The 21,436-nt window shown below is 56.4% G+C and carries 19 protein-coding genes; 13 read left to right on the forward strand and 6 right to left on the reverse strand.

What is annotated here, in order from left to right; genetic code table 11:
- The first annotated feature begins 91 nt into the window (after positions 1–91).
- The 3 genes from ahr (at position 92) to BGIM_RS0106430 (ending at position 4,269) form a co-directional block, all read left to right on the forward strand.
- Entirely contained in the window at positions 92–1,108 is a 1,017-nt protein-coding gene (gene ahr, locus BGIM_RS0106415; RefSeq protein WP_020468974.1) for an NADPH-dependent aldehyde reductase Ahr, read from the forward strand.
- A 189-nt stretch (positions 1,109–1,297) separates the two neighbouring features.
- A complete protein-coding gene (locus BGIM_RS0106425) occupies positions 1,298–3,133 on the forward strand; it encodes an Hsp70 family protein (RefSeq protein ID WP_020468976.1) in 1,836 nt (611 codons plus the stop codon).
- A 95-nt stretch (positions 3,134–3,228) separates the two neighbouring features.
- Positions 3,229–4,269 carry a leucine-rich repeat domain-containing protein gene (locus BGIM_RS0106430; RefSeq protein WP_020468977.1) on the forward strand — a complete coding sequence of 347 codons (1,041 nt, stop codon included), beginning with the start codon at positions 3,229–3,231 and terminating at the stop codon, positions 4,267–4,269.
- Between the two features lie 66 nt (positions 4,270–4,335).
- On the opposite strand, the gene BGIM_RS0106435 is transcribed toward BGIM_RS0106430, so the two are convergent.
- Both BGIM_RS0106435 and BGIM_RS48995 read right to left on the reverse strand, forming a co-directional pair.
- Complete coding sequence (locus BGIM_RS0106435; RefSeq protein ID WP_020468978.1) at positions 4,336–4,743, reverse strand: hypothetical protein; 408 nt, start codon at positions 4,741–4,743, stop codon at positions 4,336–4,338.
- Between the two features lie 304 nt (positions 4,744–5,047).
- Entirely contained in the window at positions 5,048–5,761 is a 714-nt protein-coding gene (locus BGIM_RS48995) for an SOS response-associated peptidase (protein ID WP_020468979.1), read from the reverse strand.
- Between the two features lie 271 nt (positions 5,762–6,032).
- On the opposite strand from BGIM_RS48995, the gene BGIM_RS0106445 reads away from it, so the two are divergent.
- The 3 genes from BGIM_RS0106445 to BGIM_RS0106455 are packed head-to-tail and all read left to right on the forward strand — an operon-like array spanning position 6,033 to position 9,463.
- Positions 6,033–6,257 (forward strand): hypothetical protein, encoded by a 225-nt coding sequence (locus tag BGIM_RS0106445; RefSeq protein ID WP_020468980.1) that lies wholly within the window; start codon positions 6,033–6,035, stop codon positions 6,255–6,257.
- Positions 6,258–6,281: 24 nt separating this feature from the next.
- Positions 6,282–7,172 carry a formate dehydrogenase accessory sulfurtransferase FdhD gene (fdhD, locus tag BGIM_RS0106450; RefSeq protein WP_020468981.1) on the forward strand — a complete coding sequence of 297 codons (891 nt, stop codon included), beginning with the start codon at positions 6,282–6,284 and terminating at the stop codon, positions 7,170–7,172.
- Positions 7,173–7,174: 2 nt separating this feature from the next.
- On the forward strand, positions 7,175–9,463 hold the full coding sequence (locus BGIM_RS0106455; protein ID WP_020468982.1) for an FdhF/YdeP family oxidoreductase: 2,289 nt from the start codon (positions 7,175–7,177) through the stop codon (positions 9,461–9,463).
- Between the two features lie 16 nt (positions 9,464–9,479).
- Here BGIM_RS0106455 and BGIM_RS0106460 read toward each other — a convergent pair whose 3' ends face one another.
- The 4 genes from BGIM_RS0106460 to BGIM_RS0106475 form a co-directional block, all read right to left on the reverse strand.
- Entirely contained in the window at positions 9,480–10,874 is a 1,395-nt protein-coding gene (locus tag BGIM_RS0106460; RefSeq protein WP_020468983.1) for a sulfatase family protein, read from the reverse strand.
- 222 nt (positions 10,875–11,096) lie between these two features.
- Positions 11,097–11,738, reverse strand: coding sequence for an HNH endonuclease (locus tag BGIM_RS0106465; RefSeq protein ID WP_020468984.1), 642 nt, complete (start codon positions 11,736–11,738; stop codon positions 11,097–11,099).
- A gap of 153 nt (positions 11,739–11,891) precedes the next feature.
- A complete protein-coding gene (locus tag BGIM_RS0106470) occupies positions 11,892–12,986 on the reverse strand; it encodes a TIGR02996 domain-containing protein (RefSeq protein WP_020468985.1) in 1,095 nt (364 codons plus the stop codon).
- Between the two features lie 15 nt (positions 12,987–13,001).
- Positions 13,002–15,359 carry a vWA domain-containing protein gene (locus BGIM_RS0106475; protein ID WP_020468986.1) on the reverse strand — a complete coding sequence of 786 codons (2,358 nt, stop codon included), beginning with the start codon at positions 15,357–15,359 and terminating at the stop codon, positions 13,002–13,004.
- A gap of 116 nt (positions 15,360–15,475) precedes the next feature.
- On the opposite strand from BGIM_RS0106475, the gene BGIM_RS49000 reads away from it, so the two are divergent.
- The 7 genes from BGIM_RS49000 (at position 15,476) to BGIM_RS0106510 (ending at position 21,410) form a co-directional block, all read left to right on the forward strand.
- Positions 15,476–16,951, forward strand: a complete 1,476-nt coding sequence (locus tag BGIM_RS49000; RefSeq protein WP_020468987.1) for a cytochrome-c peroxidase — start codon at positions 15,476–15,478, stop codon at positions 16,949–16,951.
- 132 nt (positions 16,952–17,083) lie between these two features.
- The gene (gene dps, locus BGIM_RS0106485; RefSeq protein ID WP_020468988.1) at positions 17,084–17,575 is read left to right on the forward strand and encodes a DNA starvation/stationary phase protection protein Dps; all 492 of its coding nucleotides are present in this window, start codon (positions 17,084–17,086) and stop codon (positions 17,573–17,575) included.
- 121 nt (positions 17,576–17,696) lie between these two features.
- A complete protein-coding gene (locus tag BGIM_RS0106490) occupies positions 17,697–18,389 on the forward strand; it encodes a DUF480 domain-containing protein (RefSeq protein WP_157368640.1) in 693 nt (230 codons plus the stop codon).
- A 137-nt stretch (positions 18,390–18,526) separates the two neighbouring features.
- Positions 18,527–19,219: an AAA family ATPase gene (locus BGIM_RS0106495; protein ID WP_020468990.1), complete on the forward strand. Its 693-nt coding sequence runs from the start codon at positions 18,527–18,529 to the stop codon at positions 19,217–19,219.
- Positions 19,220–19,279: 60 nt separating this feature from the next.
- Positions 19,280–20,374 carry a dienelactone hydrolase family protein gene (locus BGIM_RS49005; protein WP_020468991.1) on the forward strand — a complete coding sequence of 365 codons (1,095 nt, stop codon included), beginning with the start codon at positions 19,280–19,282 and terminating at the stop codon, positions 20,372–20,374.
- A gap of 31 nt (positions 20,375–20,405) precedes the next feature.
- Positions 20,406–20,741, forward strand: coding sequence for a barstar family protein (locus BGIM_RS0106505; protein ID WP_020468992.1), 336 nt, complete (start codon positions 20,406–20,408; stop codon positions 20,739–20,741).
- Positions 20,742–20,840: 99 nt separating this feature from the next.
- Positions 20,841–21,410, forward strand: a complete 570-nt coding sequence (locus BGIM_RS0106510) for an RNA polymerase sigma factor (RefSeq protein WP_020468993.1) — start codon at positions 20,841–20,843, stop codon at positions 21,408–21,410.
- Positions 21,411–21,436: the final 26 nt, after the last annotated feature.

The following is a 21,436-nucleotide window of genomic DNA, read 5'->3' on the forward strand; positions in this document are numbered from 1 at the left end:
AGTTCGGGCGTGCAACCGGCCAATTGTCACAGGCAACCCGATCAACCGGACCGCCTGATTCTTGGTGAGAAATTCTTAATAAGGGGCAAGCATGAGTCAGAAAATCCGTGCGTATGCGATCACGAAGCAGGGGGGCGACTTCGAGCGTTACGATTTCGATCCGGGTCCGCTCGGGGCTGATCGGGTTGAAGTGGCCGTGGAATACTGCGGCGTCTGCCATTCCGATTTAAGCATGGTGAAAAACGACTGGGGCATGACCGCTTACCCGTTGGTTCCCGGTCATGAGGTTGTTGGAAAGATCACGGCCGTCGGAGAAGGAGTGACGACGCTGAAGCCCGGCCAAACCGTTGGAGTTGGCTGGTACAGCGGGTCATGTCTCCATTGCAAACAGTGCATGTCGGGCGATCAAAATCTTTGCCTCACCGCCGAATCAACCATCGTTGGAAGGCATGGAGGCTTTGCCGACCGAGTTCGCTGTCAGGCGGCATGGGCGGTGCCGTTGCCGGACGGGGTGGACATCGCCAAGGCGGGGCCGTTGTTCTGCGGCGGGATCACGGTGTTCAACCCGTTGGTGCAGTTCGATGTCCGCCCGACAGACCGCGTGGGTGTGATCGGCATCGGCGGCCTCGGCCACATGGCGTTGAAATTTCTGCGGGCTTGGGGATGTGAAGTCGTTGCCTTTACCTCATCGGATGGCAAGCGGGATGAAGCGATGAAACTGGGGGCGCATCGCGTCATTAACTCTCGGGACGAATCGCAACTCAATGCCGCGAAGGGAACATTTGATCTGATTCTCAACACGGTGAATGCCAGCATGAATTGGCCTCTCTATGTCGATTGCCTCTCCCAACGGGGGCGGTTGCACACGGTCGGGGCGGTGGCCGAACCGATTAGTCTGGGGGCTTTTCCACTAATCATGGGGCAAAAATCGCTTTCCGGTTCGCCATTGGGCAGTCCCGCCACGACGGCCAAAATGCTGGAGTTCTGCGCCCGGCATCAGATCAGCCCTGTCACCGAGACATTCCCGATGTCCAAGGTCAACGAGGCGTTCGCTCATCTGGAGGCGGGCAAGGCGCGTTTCCGGATCGTCTTGGCCAATGATTTCTGAACAGCCATTCGGCTTCCTTGAAGTGTGGCGATGAGGCATCATGAAACATTCCGAATCCAGCATTCAATGGATTCGGGGTGTTTTCAAGCAAGCCATTTTCACGATGCCCGCGACCATTAGATCACTTGAACAACTCGAAACCCCAAATATTCCCCGTAAAATAAGCATCGGATTCTCCGGGGAACATCAATGAACGGGTCGCGTTTCGCTGTCGGCATTGACTTGGGCACCACCAATTGTGCGTTGGCTTATGTGGACACCGGGGCCGGGGATTCGCCCGCCTGCCAGTCGATGGCTGTGCCGCAAGTGGTCAATCCGGGCATCGTCGAAGACCGGGCGTTGCTTCCGTCCTTTCTCTATCTGCCGGGACCGAACGAACAACCGGCCGGGAGTTTGAAACTCCCTTGGGATGCCCAACGAGATTGGTGCGTCGGTGAGTTCGCTCGGAACTTCGGCTCACAGGTTCCCACACGGTTGGTTTCCTCGGCGAAATCGTGGCTCGGTCATTCTGGTGTGGACCGAAAGGCGGCTATTTTGCCTTGGAAGGCCCCCGAAGGGGGCCGCAAGGTTTCTCCATTGGAAGCGGCCACCCGCTACCTCAAACATCTGGCCGAGGCGTGGAACGCCGGGATAGCCAAGGATGTGACCGAGAATCGGCTCGAAGCCCAGGAAATCATCCTCACAGTGCCGGCTTCGTTTGATGCCGTCGCCCGTGAATTGACGGTGGAGGCCGCGCGGGCGGCGGGTTTTGAACACCTTACATTGCTAGAAGAGCCGCAGGCGGCTTTTTACGCCTGGCTCAACGCCGCCGGGGATGACTGGCGAGAGCAGGTCAAGGTTGGCGATCTCATTTTGGTGGCCGATGTCGGCGGCGGCACATCGGACTTCACATTGATTGAAGTGACTGAAGAAACCGGAAATCTATCGCTGACCCGGCTGGCAGTCGGGGACCACCTGTTGCTCGGCGGCGACAACATGGATTTGGCGCTCGCCCACACGGCGGCCCAAGGTTTTGCGGCCAAGGGGTTGAAATTGGATGCGGGCCAGATGCACCAATTGTCCCACAGCGCGCGTTCGGCCAAGGAAACGATCCTCGGGAACGCGGCCGTCAACGCCGCTCCGGTGACGGTGCTGGGCCGTGGCAGCAAAGTGATCGGCGGGACGGTGAAGGGGGAGTTGACGCGGGCCGAAGTCGAGAAGGTATTACTGGATGGCTTCTTCCCCGGTTGCCCACGCGATGCGGAGCCGACCAAGGTTCGCACGACCGGCTTTCAAGAGTTGGGCCTGCCATACGTCGCGGATGCGGCCGTCACCAAACACCTCGCCCACTTCCTTACCCGGCAATCGGAATTCCTCCTCAACCGGGAGAACAAAGGGAAGAAAAAAAAGGCCCCAAGTGGATTGCCAACGGCGATCCTGTTCAACGGCGGCGTGTTCAAATCCCCGGTGTTACGTGAACGCTTAACCACGGTGTTGAATCAGTGGGCCAAGGATGCGAAAGCCGAATCTGTTCGCACATTGCAGGGAACTGACTTGGATTTGTCTGTGGCCCGCGGCGCGGCTTACTACGGGTTGGTGCGGCGGGGCAAGGGGGTTCGCATTCGCGGGGGAACGGCTCGCGCTTACTACATCGGCATCGAGACGGCGATGCCGGCCGTGCCCGGAATGCCGCGCCCGATGAAAGCCCTCTGTGTGGCTCCCTTCGGAATGGAAGAAGGAACCGAGAGCGATCTGCCGGGGCAGGAATTCGGCTTGGTGACCGGCGAACCGGTGGAATTCCGCTTTTTGGGTTCCAGCGTGCGGCGACAGGACACCACCGGCGTGATGGTCGAGGAATGGCAACCGGAGATTGAAGAACTCAGTCCGGTGACGGCCACCCTGCAGGGACAGGCGGGCCGCGTGGTGCCGGTTCACTTGCACACGAAAGTAACCGAGGTGGGGCAGCTTGAGTTGTGGTGTTTCGGGCGGGACAACAAAGAGAAGTGGAAGCTGGAATTCAGCGTTCGGGAAAAATCCGGCGAATGAGTATTGATTCCGCTTTCAATTGTCAAGGTTCTGCGGTAGATAATGGAAGATGAAATGAAGATCGCCCGCATCTTCCCACTCCGAGGGGCCATGTCATGCCCCGATTGTCGGCCTTGGTCGTCGTGCTGCTTGCATCCCAAGGGATGTTCGCCGACACACCGGCCGAAGAACAAATTCGCCAGTGGATCAGGGACTTGGATCATCCCCGTTACCGGGTGCGAGATGTCGCCACTCTGAAACTTCAACAAGCGGGCGTCCCGGCGGTGGCCGCGTTGGTCGGACCGGCGAAACACGGGAACGCGGAAGCATCCGACCGAGCGATGAAAATCTTGGGGGAATTGGCCGAGTCCAAAGACGAACCAACTGAACGTGCCGCTCGAAACGCCTTGAGACAACTCACCTCCGAACCCGGCAGCATTTCATCTGTAGCCCGGTCAATTCTGGAGAGGCGGCGAAATGAATACTTGGCCCGTTTGGAGGCTTACCAAGCAAGCCTTACCCGTCACGGGGATCAATTGCGAAGTATTCAACTTGAAGAAGTCTCGGAGGCAGACATTCTGAAGTTGATGCCTCTTTTGAAGGAGTTCCCCGAGATTGAAGAACTCTCGGCCCGAACCAAGGCCTTCGGCGACCAGGCGGCGAAACACCTGACGCTTTTGCCAAACCTGCGAGACTTGAACCTCTTTGAATCATCCATTAGTGATGAGGGATTGAAGACCATTGGGAAACTTCAAAACCTTCGCAGTCTCCCGATGGGACGCACCAAAATCACAGATGCGGGATTGAAACACATCGCCAAGCTCACGGAGTTGGATTATGTCGGCGTTCGCGGCAACCCCATCACAGATGAGGGGGTCCGAAATCTGAAAACGCTGGTCAACCTTTCCGGGATGAACTTGGCCGAAACCAAGGTGACTGATTCGGGTATTGCCGAACTCAAGCGGTTTCCCAAAATGCGAAGCCTTTTTCTCGACAACACCGCCATCACGGATGCTGCTTTGCCAGAACTGGCCAAACTGAAAGAACTGGAGCAGGCGACACTGATGAAAACCCGGACAACCTTCGAGGGGCGAAGCCGGTTGAAAGAAGCCCTGCCGAATCTGCGAATCACCGACGAGGAGCGGGATTACCCGTGAATGGATTCCAACAAAAAATCCCGGACGTTTTTGTCCGGGATTGCGTGAGTCAGAATTTTCCGGCGGTCAGGCCGACATGGATTGCGTTTCGGAGTTTTCCGAGGCCAGTTCCCGGTCCAAATCCATCCGGTCGTTCCATTCTTCCCGGCAGGCATCCAGAATCACGTTGCGGAGATCCCAGTTTGTCTGCCCGCCGTCGTCCCACGCCCGGATCACCACCGAGGTGGCGGGATTCATCCCGGCGATGTGGCTCAGCCAGATCACCCCGGCGTCATGCGTCATTTTGTTGGTCACCGGATGATGCCAGGCGATGTGCGTCGCCAGACAACCCATCGGGAGGGATTTGGTGAACGCCCCGTGGACAAGGAGGGGACTTCCCGATTCCAACAGGCCGATCAGGCGTTTCAAGCCACTATCCGTGGTGTGGGGGAACCATCCCTCTTGCAATTCCTTCACGCATGGTGCAAAGCTCATGGTCGTACTCCTAGACCGACGGAAGAACGGTTCGGTTCCGCTGACTACCTCAAATGCTGCCCACCGGGGGTGGGAATTGGACGACAAGGCCGATAGGGGTGAACGCACCGGCCGAAGAAAATTACCGATACGGGAGTGTGAGATTTCCCGGGGTGGAACGGTTCGGGGAGGAACCCGGCCGATCCGAAGGTGGATGTGTCATCCGAATGGCATCGTATGGCACGCTTCCAATGTGTGTCAAGTGGACGAGGATGCGGATTTTTCCGGTCGTGAGGCAAGTGATTGATTTGCAAGACGTTGCGAATCACCGAATCGGCAGATTTCCGTCGTCCGCGACGGGCAGCCACGCCGTTGCAGACGGCACAATCAGACAATCCGGCCCTTCATGCTTGGAGCTGTTGACCACTGGATTGGCCAGAATTATTTCCAAAACACTTTCAGAATAAGGCTTTAAAATTTTTAAGAGCGTGGCTTGATCGGTTGTGTTCGGGTCCAGCCAGTTGGCATGATCTTCTGGCGAGAGGATAACAGGCATCCGATCATGGAGGCTGCGAGTGAGTTCGTTGGCCTCGGTGGTAACAATCGCGCAAGTGAACAGTTTCTCAGTTCCCCGCTTCCAACAATCCCATATTCCGGCAAAACTCATCAGTTCCAAGTTCTTGTGACGGATGAACATGGGGATTTTCTGCCTCCCCTTGGTCAGCCACTCATAATATCCGCTTGCCGGGATGATGCAGCGACGTTTGCGAAAACTATCCCGAAACATCGGTTTGTTCGTCAAGGACTCGGCTTTCGCGTTCACCGGGCGCGGACCATTGGCCTCGGCGGCCCAATAGGGCACCAAGCCCCAATGAAATTGGGTCGCCCCCAGCGTGCGACGGTCGGCCTTCATTCCGAGGGCCAAAATCGGTTGGGAAGGGGCAATGTTGAAGCGGGGCGTTATCTCGGAGGTATCCGCAAAATGGTATTTTTCCATCATCATTTTGAGACTGGCATAGAGCGCGAAACGGGCACACATGATGAAGAATCCTGATGTGAGAAACCAGTTATTTCAGCTTAACATTTGATCGAAAAATTGAGATGTTGGTGATGGAAGTTCGCTGGCGAAATCATGTCTTGTAAACGATTATGAGTGATGCAATGGCAGGTTGTTTTGGCTTCCCAGATATCGAAGAATCCCCATTCCGGTAACAGATGAAAATCGGACCTCATTCTCGTGGTATTCGGGTATCAATTCTGGTATGATGAACAATTGCTCACATACCTGTCACGACAGAGAGAAGGCACCCATGCGTAAAACAGCCGAATCTTGGGTCATCTATCGGATGACTGTCCGTGGCAAAATTCCGGGCGGCAATGCCGTTTGCGAAAAGGGTGAGTGGGACGCGATGGAACTGTCCAATCCCGGATATCATGCCCTCATTCAAAGCGGAATTGCCACCGAAGAAGAAGCCGAAAAACTGGCGAGAGGGACATCAGGCGATAACTTTGGTCGCCGGGGTCGCAAAGTCTAACTCTCAATTATTCCTCTCCAAATCGTGAACAAGCCATCTCCTCTCATCGGCTTGCCGTTGGTTCATCAACCAACCAAGGAAGCCGTTACAGCCTTCGTCGAAGTATCGCTTTCCACATATCCGAAACTCGATCAGACCGGGACGGACTGGCTTGCCCACGAAGAACCGTTGGAAATCTCCTTGGAGTATTCCAACGGGAGCGAACGCATTCGCAAACCTATCTCGATCACGATGCGGACTCCTGGCGAAGACTTGGAACTGGCGACTGGGTTTCTCATTGGCGAGGGAATCATCTCATCCTCGCAACAGGTGGCCGATCATCACCTCGGGGCGAACCGTGTTCTCCTTCGCCTGTCAGCCGGTCATCAACCCGATGTTGCCCGGCTTGACCGCCATTTTTACACTTCTTCCAGTTGCGGTGTCTGCGGCAAAGCAACACTCGAAGCCATCAGCACCGTCTGTCAGCAATCATTGCCACATGACGGATTTCAAATATCCCCCGAGCAATTGATTCGATGGCCCAATATGTTGCGAAAAGCCCAGCCAACATTTGACCGCACGGGGGGGCTTCATGCCGCCGGGTTGTTTGATGCTTCCGGCCGTTTGGAATTCGTCCGGGAGGATGTCGGCCGGCATAATGCGGTGGACAAAGTCATCGGGTCGGCCTGTCTGGCCGGTCGGTTGCCGTTGGCCAATTCGGCTTTGCTTGTGAGCGGCCGGGCAAGTTTCGAGTTGGTGCAAAAAGCCTTGATGGCGGGTATTCCCCTGTTGGCGGCGGTTGGCGCTCCATCGAGTCTTGCGGTCGAACTGGCGAAGCGATACGACATGACGTTGATTGGCTTCGTGCGAAATGATCGCTTCAATGTGTATCATGGGGCATGGCGACTCTCCACGCCCGTTTCAATGAGTGACTGAACATGGCTGACACAAATCCAACCATCGACGGTGTTCCTCCCGAAGAATTCACCGGGCTGAAACTGACCCCGCCAAAAACGGCGGCCGCCGGTTTCACGGCTGTCGTCAAATCAATGAAAGAAGTGTGGGGCAAGGCGGGCATACTGCGGGGCACAAAAGCCCTGACGGTTCTAAACCAAAAAGGCGGAGTCGATTGCCCGAGTTGCGCCTGGCCCGACCCGGATGAACATCGATCGTTTGCCGAGTTTTGCGAGAATGGCGCCAAGGCCATCGCTTGGGAAACGGATTCACGACGAATCACCCCGGAGTTTTTCAAGCAGCATTCCATCGCCGATCTCGCGGCTCAATCGGACTATTGGCATGGTCAGCAGGGCCGCCTCACCGAACCGATGGTTGTCCGGGTGGATGGCACTCATTACGAGCCAATTTCTTGGGATGATGCTTTTCAGTTGATCGCCACGGAATTGAATTCGCTCGCTTCGCCCAGCGAGGCGGATTTCTACACTTCCGGCCGGGCATCCAACGAGGCGGCTTTCCTTTATCAACTGTTCGTGCGAGCCTACGGAACCAACAATCTGCCGGATTGCTCGAACATGTGCCACGAGTCGAGCGGTTCCGCGCTCAGCCCGACGGTCGGCATCGGCAAGGGAACGGTGAAACTGGAAGACTTTGAGAAATCGGAACTCATTCTGATTCTCGGCCAAAACCCCGGCACAAATCATCCACGAATGCTCTCGGCGTTGCAAAAAGCCAAGAAAGCCGGAGCGAAGATCATTGCCGTGAACCCACTGCCGGAAGCCGGGTTGCTCAATTTCCGCAATCCGCAATACCCCGGAGGGATGCTCGGTTTCGGCACCGACCTGACGGACCTGATGTTGCCGATCCGAATCAATGGCGATTCGGCCTTTCTTCAAGCGGTCATCAAGATTCTGTTCGAGAAGAATGCCATCGACACCGCCTTCATCGAGGAAAAGACGGAAGGCATCGCGGAATTGCGGGAAACGATCGCCGGGCTTTCTTGGGATGTCGTCCTCGAACAAACGGGCCTGTCACGGGAGCAGATCGAACAGGCGGCCGACCTGATCGCCAAGTCGGAACGCATCATCACCTGTTGGGCGATGGGATTAACCCAGCACAAAAACGCCGTGGGCACAATCCGCGATGTGGTCAACATCATCCTGTTGCGCGGCAGCATCGGCAAACCGGGCGCGGGCCTTTGTCCCGTTCGCGGGCACAGCAATGTGCAAGGCGACCGCACGATGGGCATCTGGGAGAAGCCCCCGGCTTGGTTCTTGGAAAACCTGAAGAAAGTATTTGGCTTTGACCCGCCGACCCATCACGGGCATGACACGGTAGAGGCGATCCGGGCCATGCACTCGGAGGAAGTAAAAGTGTTCATCGGGTTGGGGGGGAATTTCCTCTCGGCGACCCCGGACACCGTGTATACGGCGGCCGCCTTGCGGAAATGCCGCCTCACAGTTCAAGTGTCAATTAAGTTGAACCGCTCGCACTTGGTGCATGGCCAGACGGCCTTGATTCTTCCGTGTCTGGGACGCACCGAGGAAGACCTTCAAGGAGGCGAGCCGCAGTTCGTCACCACCGAGAATTCGATGGGCGTGGTGCAGATGTCTCAGGGAAAAATGAGGCCCGCTTCGCCACAGTTATTAAGCGAAACGGCCATCGTTGCCCGACTGGCGAAAGCAACACTCGGCTCAAAGTTTACCATCGACTGGGAAGGATTCTCCCAAAACTACGACCGTATCCGCGAATTGATCTCCCGCGTGATTCCGGGGTTTGACAATTACAACGAGCGGGTGCGAATTCCCGGCGGTTTTTACCTTCCCAACGGCCCGCGTGACGGAAACTTCAAGACGCCCAACGGCAAAGCCAAATTCACGGTCAATCCGCTTTCGGATATTCGGCTGGAACCTGGTCAGATGTTGATGATGACCATCCGGACACACGACCAGTTCAACACCACGATTTACGGCCTTGATGACCGATACCGGGGCATCAAACACGAACGTCGGGTGATTCTGATGAACAAGGCCGATGTGGCCGAGCGGGGTCTGAAAGCCGGGGAAATCGTTGACATCACCTCGCATTGGGCCGGTCAACAACGGGTGGCCCACAAGTTTATCATCGTCGAGTATCCGATCCCGACGAAGTGTGCGGCCACTTATTTCCCGGAGACGAATGTGCTGATTCCGTTGGAGAGCGTGGCCGACACGAGTAACACACCGACATCCAAATCAGTAGTCATCACTGTCAGCCGACATTCGGAATCGTAAGCGAATTGGCGAAGGTTCACTTTTTCAGTGGGGGGATCATTCCCGGTTCGCGGGCACCGGTTCCCGTTTTCTTCGTCAGGCTGTCGCCCAAGTCAGCCCGTATTTTGTCGGCAAGTTCTTGCAGGTGTTTCGCCACCTCGGGATTGTCGGCAAGAACATCTTTGGTTTCGCCGATGTCCGATTCCAAGTTGAACAGCGACAAGCCGATCTTGTTCGTCCCGTAGTCGGCCGGTTGGCCGTCTTTTCCCCCTTTTTTGAACTCCCGGTATTCATGCGGGAAGTGCATCTTCCAAGGCCCGGAGCGAACTGCGTGGAGTTCCTTGCCCCAGAAAATGAAATACGCATCCTGCGGCGATTTCGCGGTCGCCGGTTCCGTGAGCAAGGGAAGAATATTCTTGCCGTCGATGGGTAATTTCGGAAGCTCGGCATCAATGATCTTGGCCACCGTCGGCAGGATGTCGATGGTCATCGCCGGGGTTTTGCAAATCGAATCGGCCGGGATGTGATTTGGCCAGCGGGCGATGAAGGGGACGCGAACGCCCCCGTCGAAACTAGTTCCCTTGCCCTCCCGAAGCGGCCCGGCGGTTCCGGCGTGGTTGCCGTAATTGAGCCAAGGGCCGTTGTCCGAGGCAAACATCACCAGCGTATTCTGGTCGAGTTTGTTGTCCTTCAACGTCTTCAAAATCTCGCCGACGGACCAATCCAGTTCCTCGATCACATCACCGTACATCCCGCCGGCTGATTTGCCTTTGAATTTGTCCGATACATGCAACGGCACATGCGGCATCGCGTGGGGCATGTACAGGAAGAAGGGTTTGTTCTTGTTCTCGTTGATGAATTTGATGCCGTGTTCCGTGTACCAAGTCGTGAGTTGAGTTTGATCCGGGTTGGTCTCAATGACCTTTTCCTGATCGAACAACGGCAGTGGCGGGAACTTGGCGGTTGGGTGCTTCGGCCACATGTCGTTCGAGTAGGGCAGGCCAAAGTATTGATCGAAACCGTGCCGGGTGGGCAGAAACTCCGGGTGATGGCCGAGATGCCATTTGCCGAAAATGGCCGTGGAATATCCCTTGGACTTGCAGACTTCCGCGAGGGTGGTTTCTTTGGCGCTGATGCCGTTGCGGCTGGTGTGGGACAGCGCGCCGAGGATGCCCAAACGGTTCGGGTAGCACCCCGTCAGCAGGGCAGTTCGGGATGCGGAGCAAACCGCTTGGGCCACGTAGAAGTCCGTAAACCGTACTCCCTCTTTGGCCAGCCGGTCGAGGTTTGGCGTCTTGATGGTTTTGTTTCCGTAACATCCAAGATCGCCATATCCCATGTCGTCCGCATAAATGAGGACAATGTTCGGCGAAGGAGCGGCGATGGCGAATGTGGCGAACAGTAACAGGCCGAGAAGGGTGATGCGAAACATGATTGCTCAAAGGGAAGGAAGAGTTTCTCGCAAAGACACAATGGGGCAGGCTCGCCAAGAGTCTACGAAAAAGAGGAGAGGTTTCGCCAGAGAAATACCTCAAATCAATTTTCGTTAATCCGTGGCGAAGCTCGTCCTTTCACGCGGCTGCGTGTGACTCTTCTCTTCCGAGCGGCAAACAAAAAGACCCGGACACTTTTGGCGTCCGGGTCGCGGGGTTCGTTACTTTAGTTCAACATCCCAATAGGCCGCGTCGAGGAAGTTCTGCCAAGAGCGGTATTTTCGTTGGGACAGCTTCATCACCAACAACGGGCTGCGTCGCGGCTTCTCCGGCTTGCGGATCAGCGCCATGTTCGCCTGTCGCGGCGTGCGGCCCCCCTTGCGGACGTTGCAATCCACGCAGGCGCACACGATGTTCTCCCACGTTGTTCCCCCCTTTTGGGAACGCGGCAGCACGTGGTCAAGGCTCAGTTCGGAGGTCGGGAACTTCTTGCCGCAATACTGGCATTGGTTCCCGTCCCGCGCGAAGATGTTCCGGCGGTTGAACTTGACCGTTTGCTTTGGCACTCGGTCATAATCCAACAGGCGAATCACTCGCGGGGCTTGAATCTCGAAACTCGCCCCTCGCACCCAGTCGTCGTCTTCCGCCCGCTGGAAGTTCTTTGCCTTGAACTCGCTGACCTCCCGCCACGTGGCAAAGTCGTACGTCATGTACTGGCCGTCTTCCATGACCACCACTTCGGCAAGGTCTTTGAAGAGCAGGCAGAAGGCCCGCTTGACGCTCACAACGTGAACGGCCATGAACATCTTGTTCAGGACGAGGACGCTGGCCTCAAGCGGGGAAGGCTGGTGATAGTCGGACATCGCAGCATCCCTTTCTCCGGGTAAACCGGCTTGATTGCAGGCAACGACATGGTTTTGGGGAGGGAGGTTCTCACAGAAATCATTTTAACCATCGGATTCAAGGAAACGCAAGCGTTGATCCGTCATTGTTCACCAACCCTTCACGAAAGTTCACTAATCGACGATGACGCCGGGTCCATAACGTTCTTGAAGCGCGGGCAGGTGAAGGCGGGTGACGTGATTGTCGCCGAGATTGAGTTGTCGAAGGCTGACGAGGTGGCTGGTTCTGGTTAGTAATTCGGCTGAGTAATCCGTGAAGTTGTTCCGTCGCAAGTACAGCCATTCGAGTTCGGGAAGATAGCAGGCATGGAGAAAAGCGACCATGCTTCCATCTCCGAGGCCGCAGCCATCCATGAGCAGAGCTCGCAAACCGCTGAATTGGTGATTTGCCCCGATAATCATTCCTCCGGCGCCTAGCGGATTGTCTCCAAGCCCAAGAAATCGCAATTGATCCCATGAGCCGGCATTGTTCAGATGACCCAAACCGGAATGCGATATTCGGCATGAATTAAGCAGAAGTTTAGCCAGCTGGGTGATATGGCCGTTGCCCACCAATGATTCAATCCCGTCGTCATAAAAATCGTTTCTGGAAAGATCCAGATATCTGAGTTTTGGAGCAAGCTCCGGTGTGCCAATCAATCTGGCCGCGCTTGGTCCGAGATTGTTTCCCGGAAGACGAAGGGCATTTAAGGTCTTTAACTGTCCTTCTTCCACCAACGCTTCCACCCCGGCGTTGCCCGCCCGGCAACCATCTTCCATGTCCAATTCCTTGATTTGATTCAGGATGGACAGGGGAGCCATTCGGCGAACATCGTCCGAATAAAATTGATGCAGTCGAAGACGGGAGATCGGGGTGAACCGGAAGATGGAATCGGCATTCTCGAACAGAACATCCGGTTTCTCAATCCGGGCTGTTGAGATGAAACCCCGTTCAAAGATTTCCCAATGCAAACCGCGAATATGCGGAAGTTCGTTGATCCATTCCACCCCGTGTTCAAGTTCCAAATCGCGGATTTTGGACTGGATATTTTCACGGTCAGGATCGGTGAAAGTCATCCGGGCGATCCGAACTTGCAGCCGGATAAACTCGGCCCGGTCGCCATCTCCGGATTCTTCGAGGATGTCGGAATAAATCAGACGGGGGGCGTCGTCGTCGGGATCTTCCATGATCCTGGCAAAAAGGGCTTCACGGTCGGCCGGGTCGATCATTCACCACTCCGAAGGTCACACATGCACTCGCCGATTATAGATCCACCATTCCAGCAATAGGACAACCAAGGCCGCCAAAACCGGCCAGCGCCACAGTTCCCGGAGTTTTTCCCGCTGGACTCCCGCTTGAACTTCCACATCGCCGATTCGCACCGACGGCCGGGGTTCAATGTGGCTCTCGTTCGGATCAAAGAGATTCACTGCGAATCGGTGTGACTCCTTTTTCCACGTGGCTCCGTAAACCCCCAGTTCATTGGCCTGGCCGAACTGGAAATCATTCCGCGATCCCCGTTTCAGGTCAACGGACGCGCCATCGGGGCTGGCGATGCTGATCTCGGTCACATCTCCCGGCGGTTGCAGCCGGACAGGGTTGCCGGGAGTGACGCTTTCTTCAGTCGCGTTGTCCCGGACGTTGCCCAGCGTGCGGACCACGTTCCACAAGAATAACGGAAACACAGGCTTCAAAAACCAACGGGTGTTCCATTTTTCGTCGTTGGTCGAGAGGGGAAACGCCAGCACCAAATCCTTGTGTGTCTGCCGGGAGAGCGGAAAGAGCAACAGCAGATCCTTATCCCCTTCCAGCAATCGCGGCGTCTTCGGCGGCAGGTTCTTGTACCGATGGGCCTCGGCCACTTCCAGCTCGTACCAACCCCGGAGGCCGCGCATCACCGGGTCTTGGTCGGACCAGCCGCGAATTTGGGGAAATGTCACCTTTTCGACTTTGTACGCATCGTCCGCGCCTTCCAAGTGCCACGGCGGCGGCGGTTGACCGATGAACAAGGTGTTCGCCCTTGGCATGTCCTCTTCGCGGGCCGGGCCGCATCGGTCGAAGATCACCAAGTCGAAACGGCCTTCCTGAACCGGGATGCCGTAAGATTTTGAGTCGGCCATTTGAGCGGGCGTGATCTCAGCCACATCGCAGATCGTCCGGGTGGCCTTCGAGTCGAAGAAGTTTTTCAACAGCGGATTACCCGGCCCGACGATCAACACTTGAGCCTTGCGAATCTGGCTCAGGACAACCCACGCCTGATCGTCGGCCGTAAAGGCGTCTTTCGTCCCCACCAAGCGGACTCGCAGGGTGATGTCCGCGTTTTCCTCCACATTCCCCAAGTCGAATTTGACGACTGCTTCGCCGGGAACGTCCTTCGTCTGTTTCGCCGGGTCGGGGTCGCCCGCAGCCGGTTCCTGATAAACACGCGGCGGCAACACCAAGTCTTTTCGGCGAACATCCAAGACCCGCTGGTTGCCAGCCATCAAATCAAGTTCGAGGCCGACTTTCGCCGGGGCGTTTCGGAAGTTCATCAAGGTGACGAACGCCTGAATCTTCGTGGGGGTGGTTTCATCCCGGATGGCGTCGAACCGCGTGATTCCAATGTTGTTCGCGTTGCCTCGTTCCTTCGTCTCCGGGGCATGGAAGTTCAATTGAAGGTTGGCGAGCGCGAAAGTGGGTTGATCGGCAAAGCGTCCGTCCGAGTACAAGTGGATGTCAGCCAACAAACCTTCGATGGCGGCGTAAGTTCGCTCTTTGCCGGGTTCGGGATTTTCCGGGCGGACGGCCGCGTCTTCGGTGGATCGCATCGGATTGGCGAGGCTTGCCGCCAGGCTGAGGGCTTCGTCGATTTGAGTCGGCAGCATCGTTGGTCGGATTTCCTCGACGGCCTTCCGCAAGAGGGATTTGTTGCCGGTGTAAGACTGGCGAATCTCGGCCGTTGAGTTGAAGACAATCACCATGCCAATGTCCGAATCGGAAGCGACATCGATTTCCTTGAGAGCCTCGGCCTTCGCCCATTCAAGACGGTTCGGGGCCACATCGGTCGCGGACATGCTGGCCGAGTTGTCCACCATGATGATGAAATACTTGCCGGAGGTCTTCGATCCGTGCAATTGCGGAGCCAGCACGGCATACAGCCCGCAGGCGATCACCAGCAATTGAAGCAGCAACAGCACATTGCGGCGAAGCCATTGCAACAGGCTGTTCACATGCAAGTCTTCGATGCTCTTTTTCCATAGGAACGTGCTGGCCACCATCTGGGGCTTGCGTCGCAATTTGAGCAGGTAGAGCAGAAGCAAAACGACGGGCAAAATCATCAGGACGATGTTGGCCCAATTGGCGAGCGGTGAATGGTAGCTCAGTTTCAGCCGGGCCTCAAGCCAGGTGTTCACTTCGCCGCCATAGCCGAACAGATCCATTGCAAAAAAGACGATGGCGGGCAGGGTGAGCAGGATGGCCATGCCGAACGCCACGGGAAACCACCATCGGCCAAACATCGGGACACTTTCGCTTGAATGATCTGTCATCAGGATAACAGCGGACTCGGCCGATGTCACTTGCGGATTCGCGGACATTTGTTGAATCCAATCGCGTTTTTCCACGTCCAATCTTCACTTCAAGCTCTTGCACTGTTTGCCCGCCACGCTTATTCATGAACCTTACCTGCCACTGACACGCCCATTTGGTTTGAGTTATCCTCCTCTTGAAAGGCACGGACATGCATTCGCGGTCCCGATGGCTGCTTGCGACCCTCACCATTCTCTCCTTGGTGACGACCCTTCCCGCTGACGAACCGGAACTGGAAGTCGATCTGCCGAACGAGGCATTAAAACGCCCGTTCGCGGAACAGATTCCGATGGTGTTCGTGAGCCGCGGGCAGAACAAGGCCGAATGGGCGAAACTCCCCAAATTCTTCAACGAACTGACGGAAACAGCCCTCGACCCGCTGACCGGGAAAACTTCCGAACGCAAGGTCATCAAGATCAAGATGCCGTTGGGGCTGAACGTGGTTCCGACCGTTCCGGGTGAAAACGCGATGACGTTCGCCAAATGGCAGCTTGGCAAGCAACTCTATTATGATCCGATTCTTTCCAGCGACGGGGCCGTGTCGTGTTCGACCTGCCACACCCCGAAAGCGGGTTTTTCAGATGCATCCAAGACTTCCAAGGGAATCTCCGGCAGCATTGGCGGGATGAACGCCCCTACTGTGATGAACTCGGCTTTTAACCGCTTCCAGTTCTGGGACGGCCGGGCTGAGTCGCTGGAAGCGCAATCCCAAGGACCGGTCCAGAACAACGTGGAAATGTTTGACGGCAAGGGGAATCCTTGGAACGAGGCCATCAAGCGGGTTCGCAAGTCGGAAAAGTACGCCACCTTGTTCGAGAAAGAATTCGGCCACGGAGCCACGCGGGACACGGCCGCCAAGGCCATCGCCACCTACGAACGCACCGTGTTGGTCGGCAATTCGATCCAAGACCGGGCCGACGTGGCTGCCCGGACGCGAGCCGAGGAAGAAGAGAACAACAAATTCGATCCGCAACCCAAGGACTACGAGAAAGTGCTGAGGGAGGCTTTCGCGGCCAAGGACATCCATTCGCTGCAAGCCTTGAATCTTGATCCGGCCGCCGATGCGGGGAAGATTCCCGAAGTCGCCAAGTCAATCAACAACGGCCGATTGTTGTTCTTCGGGAAGGCCCGTTGCAACAATTGCCATGTGGGGGAGACGTTCACGGATCACACGTTCCATAACCTTGGCGTTGGCGTGGTGGACGGAAAGATCAAGCCGGGACAGGAAGGCCGCTTCGCCGCCCAACCAATTGGTGCGAAGGATGTTTCCCTTTATGGCGCATTCAAGACCCCGGCCCTGCGGGGGTTGCTCGCCAGCCGGCCATACATGCACGATGGCGGCGAGAAGACGTTGGAAGAAGTCGTGAATTTTTATGACAAAGGGGGGAACGCCAATGAATTCCTCGACCCGAAGATGCGGGACTTTGAAGCCGAAAAGGTGTTCATGATTGCCAACAAGAGCGGAGCGAAATACACCGGCCCCGAGCCGAAGATTTTCACTCGCGGCGGTTGGCCGGTCATCCCCAAGGTTCTCGGTCTGACCCCCGAAGAGAAGAAAGACCTTGTCACCTACATGCGGGCGTTGGAAGGCGACCCCATTGACGAAGTTCTTCACAAAGGAAAGTAAGCCGACAACTATTTTAATGATTGAAATACCCCGAAGATTCTTCGGGGTATTTTGGCGGGATGGACTGAAAGACGGCATTGGGTTTGCTGTAATACCAATCAAGTGCAATCATTCTCAACCGGGAGCCTCAAGATGAGCGAGCGTCACTTCTTCAAGACTCGAATCGATATCAAGTCCGATGTCCGCGAGAAAATCGTGGAATTGCTGAACCAACAATTGGCCGACACTTCCGACTTGTTCACGCAAACCAAACAAGCCCATTGGAACGTGAAAGGAGCGAATTTCATCGCCGTTCACAAAATGTTCGACGAATTTGCCGGACAGATCATCGAACATGTGGATGAAATCGCCGAACGGACCACCGCGTTGGGTGGCGTCGCGATGGGCACCGCCCGGATGGCGGCCAAGAATTCCCGGCTGCCCGAATATCCCACGGATGCCGTCAATTCCCAACAACACCTGACCGCTCTGGCTGATCGCTATGCGGCCTTGGCCAAGACGACCCGTGAAGCGATCGACAAGGCTGACGGACTCGGCGACAAATCCACTGCCGACTTGTTCACGTCGATCTCCCGCGATCTCGACCAGGCTCTCTGGTTCATCGAAGCCCATTTGCAAGGCTGATGTTCCGAAGATTGAATAGAAACAACCCCTTGCGTCTTTCCGAGTGATTCCCACAATCACCGAAGACACAGGGGTTTTTTCGTTTCTTAAGGTTAATCGTATGCCGGAACCGTTCTCTCCGATGGAACGTCGCATCTTGGGTGTGTTGGTTGAGAAGGCCATGACGGCCGCGACTTCCGAACCGCTGACTCTCAATGCCGTCGTCGTCGGCAGCAATCAAAAATCAAACCGCGACCCGCTGGTGAACTACGAAGAACCGGAGGTTGATGAGGCCCTCACGCAACTCGCGCGCAAGGGGTTGGTGTTCCGGCAAACCGGTGGCCGCACCGACCGCTGGCGGCACAACCTGTACGATGCGTGGAAACTCACCAAGCCTGAAGTAGCCTTGATGGCTGAGTTGCTCCTTCGGGGACCGCAAACCGCCGCCGAGGCCCGGACGCGGGCCTCGCGGATGGAGACCGTTGATAGCGAAGAACTGCCGGAGTTCTTAAGAAATTTGGTTGAACGTGGAATGGTTGTCTGGATTACCCCCGAGGCCCGGCGCGGGGCAATTCTGACCCACGGTTTCCACACGCCCAACGAACTTCATGCCATCCGTCAGCGGCACCCGGTCAGCGGCCTTGCCCCGGAGCCGGAAACCCCGCCGCCAACGCCGAGAACCGTGACCGCCCCGGTTGCCGAGATTGTCAAACCCGATCCCCGGTTGGACGAAGCGATTGCCCAGATTGCCCAATTGCGGGAGACGGTAAACCGGTTGGAGAAACAGCTTGTGGATCTACACGCCAATCTGGGGGTGCCACTGGCGGGTTCATGAAAACGCGCGCAAGACAGGCGGGTTTTTAACGTATCTATTTCATCAACCCGCCGGAAAAAGCCGACAAACTTTTTCCGGCGGATTAGGAAATTCAAGCCGACAGCCAGGGATTGGCGAGACAGGGCAGGGAGGCCACCATGACAAGCCGACGCACTTCCGATGAGGTTTCCTATCTTGACGAACGCTCCCAAACGGACACGGAAGTGTTGACGCTCGGGAATGCGGGCCATCATCAAGAAAATCTCCCCAAAAGTCGCCGCCGTCAAGCCGAACCTTCCTCGGGGGACGAACGCATCTCTCTCTTCTGGCGTGTCTTTGGCGGGACCATCTTCAGCATTGTCGCCCTGGCGTTGGTGACGGTTTACAACAATCTGAATGCGACGATCACTGAATTGCGAAACGAAGTTTCTCGGGCCAACGAAGCCCGTTCGGAACTGGTCAAGAAGGAAGAATTCAACAGCCGCACGCAAAGTTTTTGGAACAAGTTACAGGAAGTGCAAGAACTCCGAGGCATGTTGACCGGAATGAAAGATCAGATGGGCGGGTTGACGGAAAACCGCTCCGAGCAGAAGTCAATGATCGAACGGGTTTCGGTCTTCGAGCAACGGTTGAAGTCGGCGGAAGAGCAACACAAAACCCTCAGCCAGACCCAGTCGATGATCTATGGGTTGGAACAAAAACTCGCCGCCCGCGAGGCTCAAAACAAATCGCTGGAGGATGATCGCAAGGACTTGTGCAAGCAAGTCCTCGAATTGCGGGAACGGCTCGCCAAGCTCGAAACGATGGTTGATTACAAACCGATGTCAAAGATTCCCGCCAGCAAAGACTAATCCGTTCTTGATTCGGTAACTAGAATTCCCCGCAGACTCTCCCCTTTGCGGAGTTTGCGGATGCGTCATTTGATCATTTCGGTTCTCAGTCTGCTGTTCGTCACCTCCGTTGCGTCGGCGGAAATCGTCGCCAAAAACATCGAATATAAACACGGCCCGGTCGCACTGGAAGCCGTCCTTATTCACGACAACGCCTCGGCCGCCAAGCGTCCGGGAGTGTTGCTCGTATCCGAGTTGGGGGCGGCCCATGCGGATGCCCGTGTCAAGGCCGCTCAAATCGCCCGGATAGGTTACGCGGTTCTCAGCGTCGATCTGTATGGCAAAGGCGTGCTGCCTAAAGACGGCAAAGACGCGGCGACAAAGCTCGGCCTCGGCGGCAAAGACCGGGCTTTGGTGCGTGCCCGGATGGCGGCGGCCGTCGAACTCTGTGCGAAAATCCCCCAGATTGATTCCAAGAAATTGGCCGGTGTCGGATACGGTGTCGGCGGGCTGGCTCTTCTGGAACTGGCCCGTTCTGGCGGCGAGTTGGAAGGCATCGTTTGCATCCATTGCGATCTGTCAGCCATCGGGAATGATGCCAAGAAAATTGGCTGTTCCGTGCTGGTAATCGTCGGTTCCGAAGACCCGCTGGTTCCGGGGGGCAAGCTTGCCGCCTTCGAGGAAGAAATGCGGGCCGGGGGCGTCGACTGGCAAATGCTTCGGTTGGGTGGAGTAGCCGGAGAATTCACCAACCCCAAGGCTGGGCGTGACCTCAAGACCGGCCGGGCCTACGATGCCGACGCCGACCAACGGGCCAACGATTCGATCAAAACCTTCCTTGCGGAGATGTTTGTCCCCGCCACGAAAAGCCCCGCTGTTCCGGTGGCAAAAGGTCCGGTGGCGCCGAAGGGTGTGCCGGACAAGGCGATGAAAATGCTCGCCCATGTCGATCAGCATGGCGATGCCCCGGATGGTTACGAAGGGGGCCGGACATTCGGCAACTTTGAAAAACGCCTCCCCGCCGACGACAAGGGCCGCAAAATCAAGTACCGGGAATGGGATGTTAATCCATTGCGCCCCGGCGTCAATCGCGGACCGGAACGGTTGGTCACCGGGTCGGATGGCAGCGCGTATTTCACGGACGACCATTATTCCACCTTCAAAAAGATCCGCTGACCTGATCGGTCCATCTCACGGAGAATCTCCGATGCTCATCCTCAAAATCGACACCCGCCGGATCATTGATGCCGCCAGTTTTCACGACGTGTTGCAGGAAACCTTCGGGTTCCCCGACACCTACGGTCGAAACTTGGATGCCCTTGCCGATTCGCTCACTCACTTGGACGACCCCTCGGCGAAGATGTCCGCCGTGAATGTCTCCTCCGGCGAACACGTCACTCTGGTGTTGAACTACGCGGAAGCCTTCTCCCTGAAACGGCCTGTTTTGTGGGAACAATTGCTCGACGTGGTCGCCTTCGTGAACTGGCGGCGGATTGAAAAGAACCAGTCACCGGTGATTTGTCTGGCTTATCACCGTCATTGAAGATCAGGAAGTTTCGAGCCATCGGACGAATATTCCCCAGAAATTTAACGATGAATCAATCCCGCCGCCATCGGCTCCCGTCAAAAGGGTAACGGAACCATGAGCAATCCCGGCACGGGCCAGACCTTGGATCGACCCCCGGTGACGCCCGAACCCGTCCGCCCGGCTCCCGGCGAATGGGGCGACATCCTCACACATGCCTTCAACGACATGCGGGATGAGTTGCTCAGCACGTTGGTTTACGTGCTCGGGGATCGGGATGCCGCTCAGGATGCCGCCCAGGATGCCTTCTTAAAATGCTGGCGGTCCCGCGAATCGTTGCCGGACGTGCTCAATATCCGGGCGTGGATTTTCCGCGTCGGTTTGAACACGGCCAAGGACATGCAGCGGTCCGCCTGGAACCGTCGGGCCAGACCCTTTGCCGGGGACGAAAACATGCTCATGGGACGCGAGACAACAGTGAGTTCGGCCATTGAAGAACAGGAAGACCTGAGCCGTCTTCGCCAAGCCATCACCGAATTGAGAACCGAAGAGAAGGAAGTCTTTTTGTTGCGCCAGAACGGCGGCTTCACCTACGAGCAGATCGCGGAAATACGCCATTCTCCCGTGGGAACCGTGAAAACCCAGATGCGCTCTGCTCTCCAGAAACTACGTAAAGTCCTTGCCTGAAGACCTCCCGTCTTCGCAGACTCTCT

Source organism: Zavarzinella formosa DSM 19928 (assembly GCF_000255705.1).
GTDB lineage: Bacteria > Planctomycetota > Planctomycetia > Gemmatales > Gemmataceae > Zavarzinella > Zavarzinella formosa.

Excerpts from the sequence above, each read along its gene's own strand:
- ahr (WP_020468974.1), top strand. The coding sequence starts at position 92 with ATGAGTCAGAAAATCCGTGCGTATGCGATCACGAAGCAGGGGGGCGAC.
- BGIM_RS0106425 (WP_020468976.1), top strand. The coding sequence starts at position 1,298 with ATGAACGGGTCGCGTTTCGCTGTCGGCATTGACTTGGGCACCACCAAT.
- BGIM_RS0106430 (WP_020468977.1), top strand. The coding sequence starts at position 3,229 with ATGCCCCGATTGTCGGCCTTGGTCGTCGTGCTGCTTGCATCCCAAGGG.
- BGIM_RS0106435 (WP_020468978.1), bottom strand. The coding sequence starts at position 4,743 with ATGAGCTTTGCACCATGCGTGAAGGAATTGCAAGAGGGATGGTTCCCC.
- BGIM_RS48995 (WP_020468979.1), bottom strand. The coding sequence starts at position 5,761 with ATGTGTGCCCGTTTCGCGCTCTATGCCAGTCTCAAAATGATGATGGAA.
- BGIM_RS0106445 (WP_020468980.1), top strand. The coding sequence starts at position 6,033 with ATGCGTAAAACAGCCGAATCTTGGGTCATCTATCGGATGACTGTCCGT.
- BGIM_RS0106455 (WP_020468982.1), top strand. The coding sequence starts at position 7,175 with ATGGCTGACACAAATCCAACCATCGACGGTGTTCCTCCCGAAGAATTC.
- BGIM_RS0106460 (WP_020468983.1), bottom strand. The coding sequence starts at position 10,874 with ATGTTTCGCATCACCCTTCTCGGCCTGTTACTGTTCGCCACATTCGCC.
- BGIM_RS0106465 (WP_020468984.1), bottom strand. The coding sequence starts at position 11,738 with ATGTCCGACTATCACCAGCCTTCCCCGCTTGAGGCCAGCGTCCTCGTC.
- BGIM_RS0106470 (WP_020468985.1), bottom strand. The coding sequence starts at position 12,986 with ATGATCGACCCGGCCGACCGTGAAGCCCTTTTTGCCAGGATCATGGAA.
- BGIM_RS49000 (WP_020468987.1), top strand. The coding sequence starts at position 15,476 with ATGCATTCGCGGTCCCGATGGCTGCTTGCGACCCTCACCATTCTCTCC.
- dps (WP_020468988.1), top strand. The coding sequence starts at position 17,084 with ATGAGCGAGCGTCACTTCTTCAAGACTCGAATCGATATCAAGTCCGAT.
- BGIM_RS0106490 (WP_157368640.1), top strand. The coding sequence starts at position 17,697 with ATGGAACGTCGCATCTTGGGTGTGTTGGTTGAGAAGGCCATGACGGCC.
- BGIM_RS0106495 (WP_020468990.1), top strand. The coding sequence starts at position 18,527 with ATGACAAGCCGACGCACTTCCGATGAGGTTTCCTATCTTGACGAACGC.
- BGIM_RS49005 (WP_020468991.1), top strand. The coding sequence starts at position 19,280 with ATGCGTCATTTGATCATTTCGGTTCTCAGTCTGCTGTTCGTCACCTCC.
- BGIM_RS0106505 (WP_020468992.1), top strand. The coding sequence starts at position 20,406 with ATGCTCATCCTCAAAATCGACACCCGCCGGATCATTGATGCCGCCAGT.
- BGIM_RS0106510 (WP_020468993.1), top strand. The coding sequence starts at position 20,841 with ATGAGCAATCCCGGCACGGGCCAGACCTTGGATCGACCCCCGGTGACG.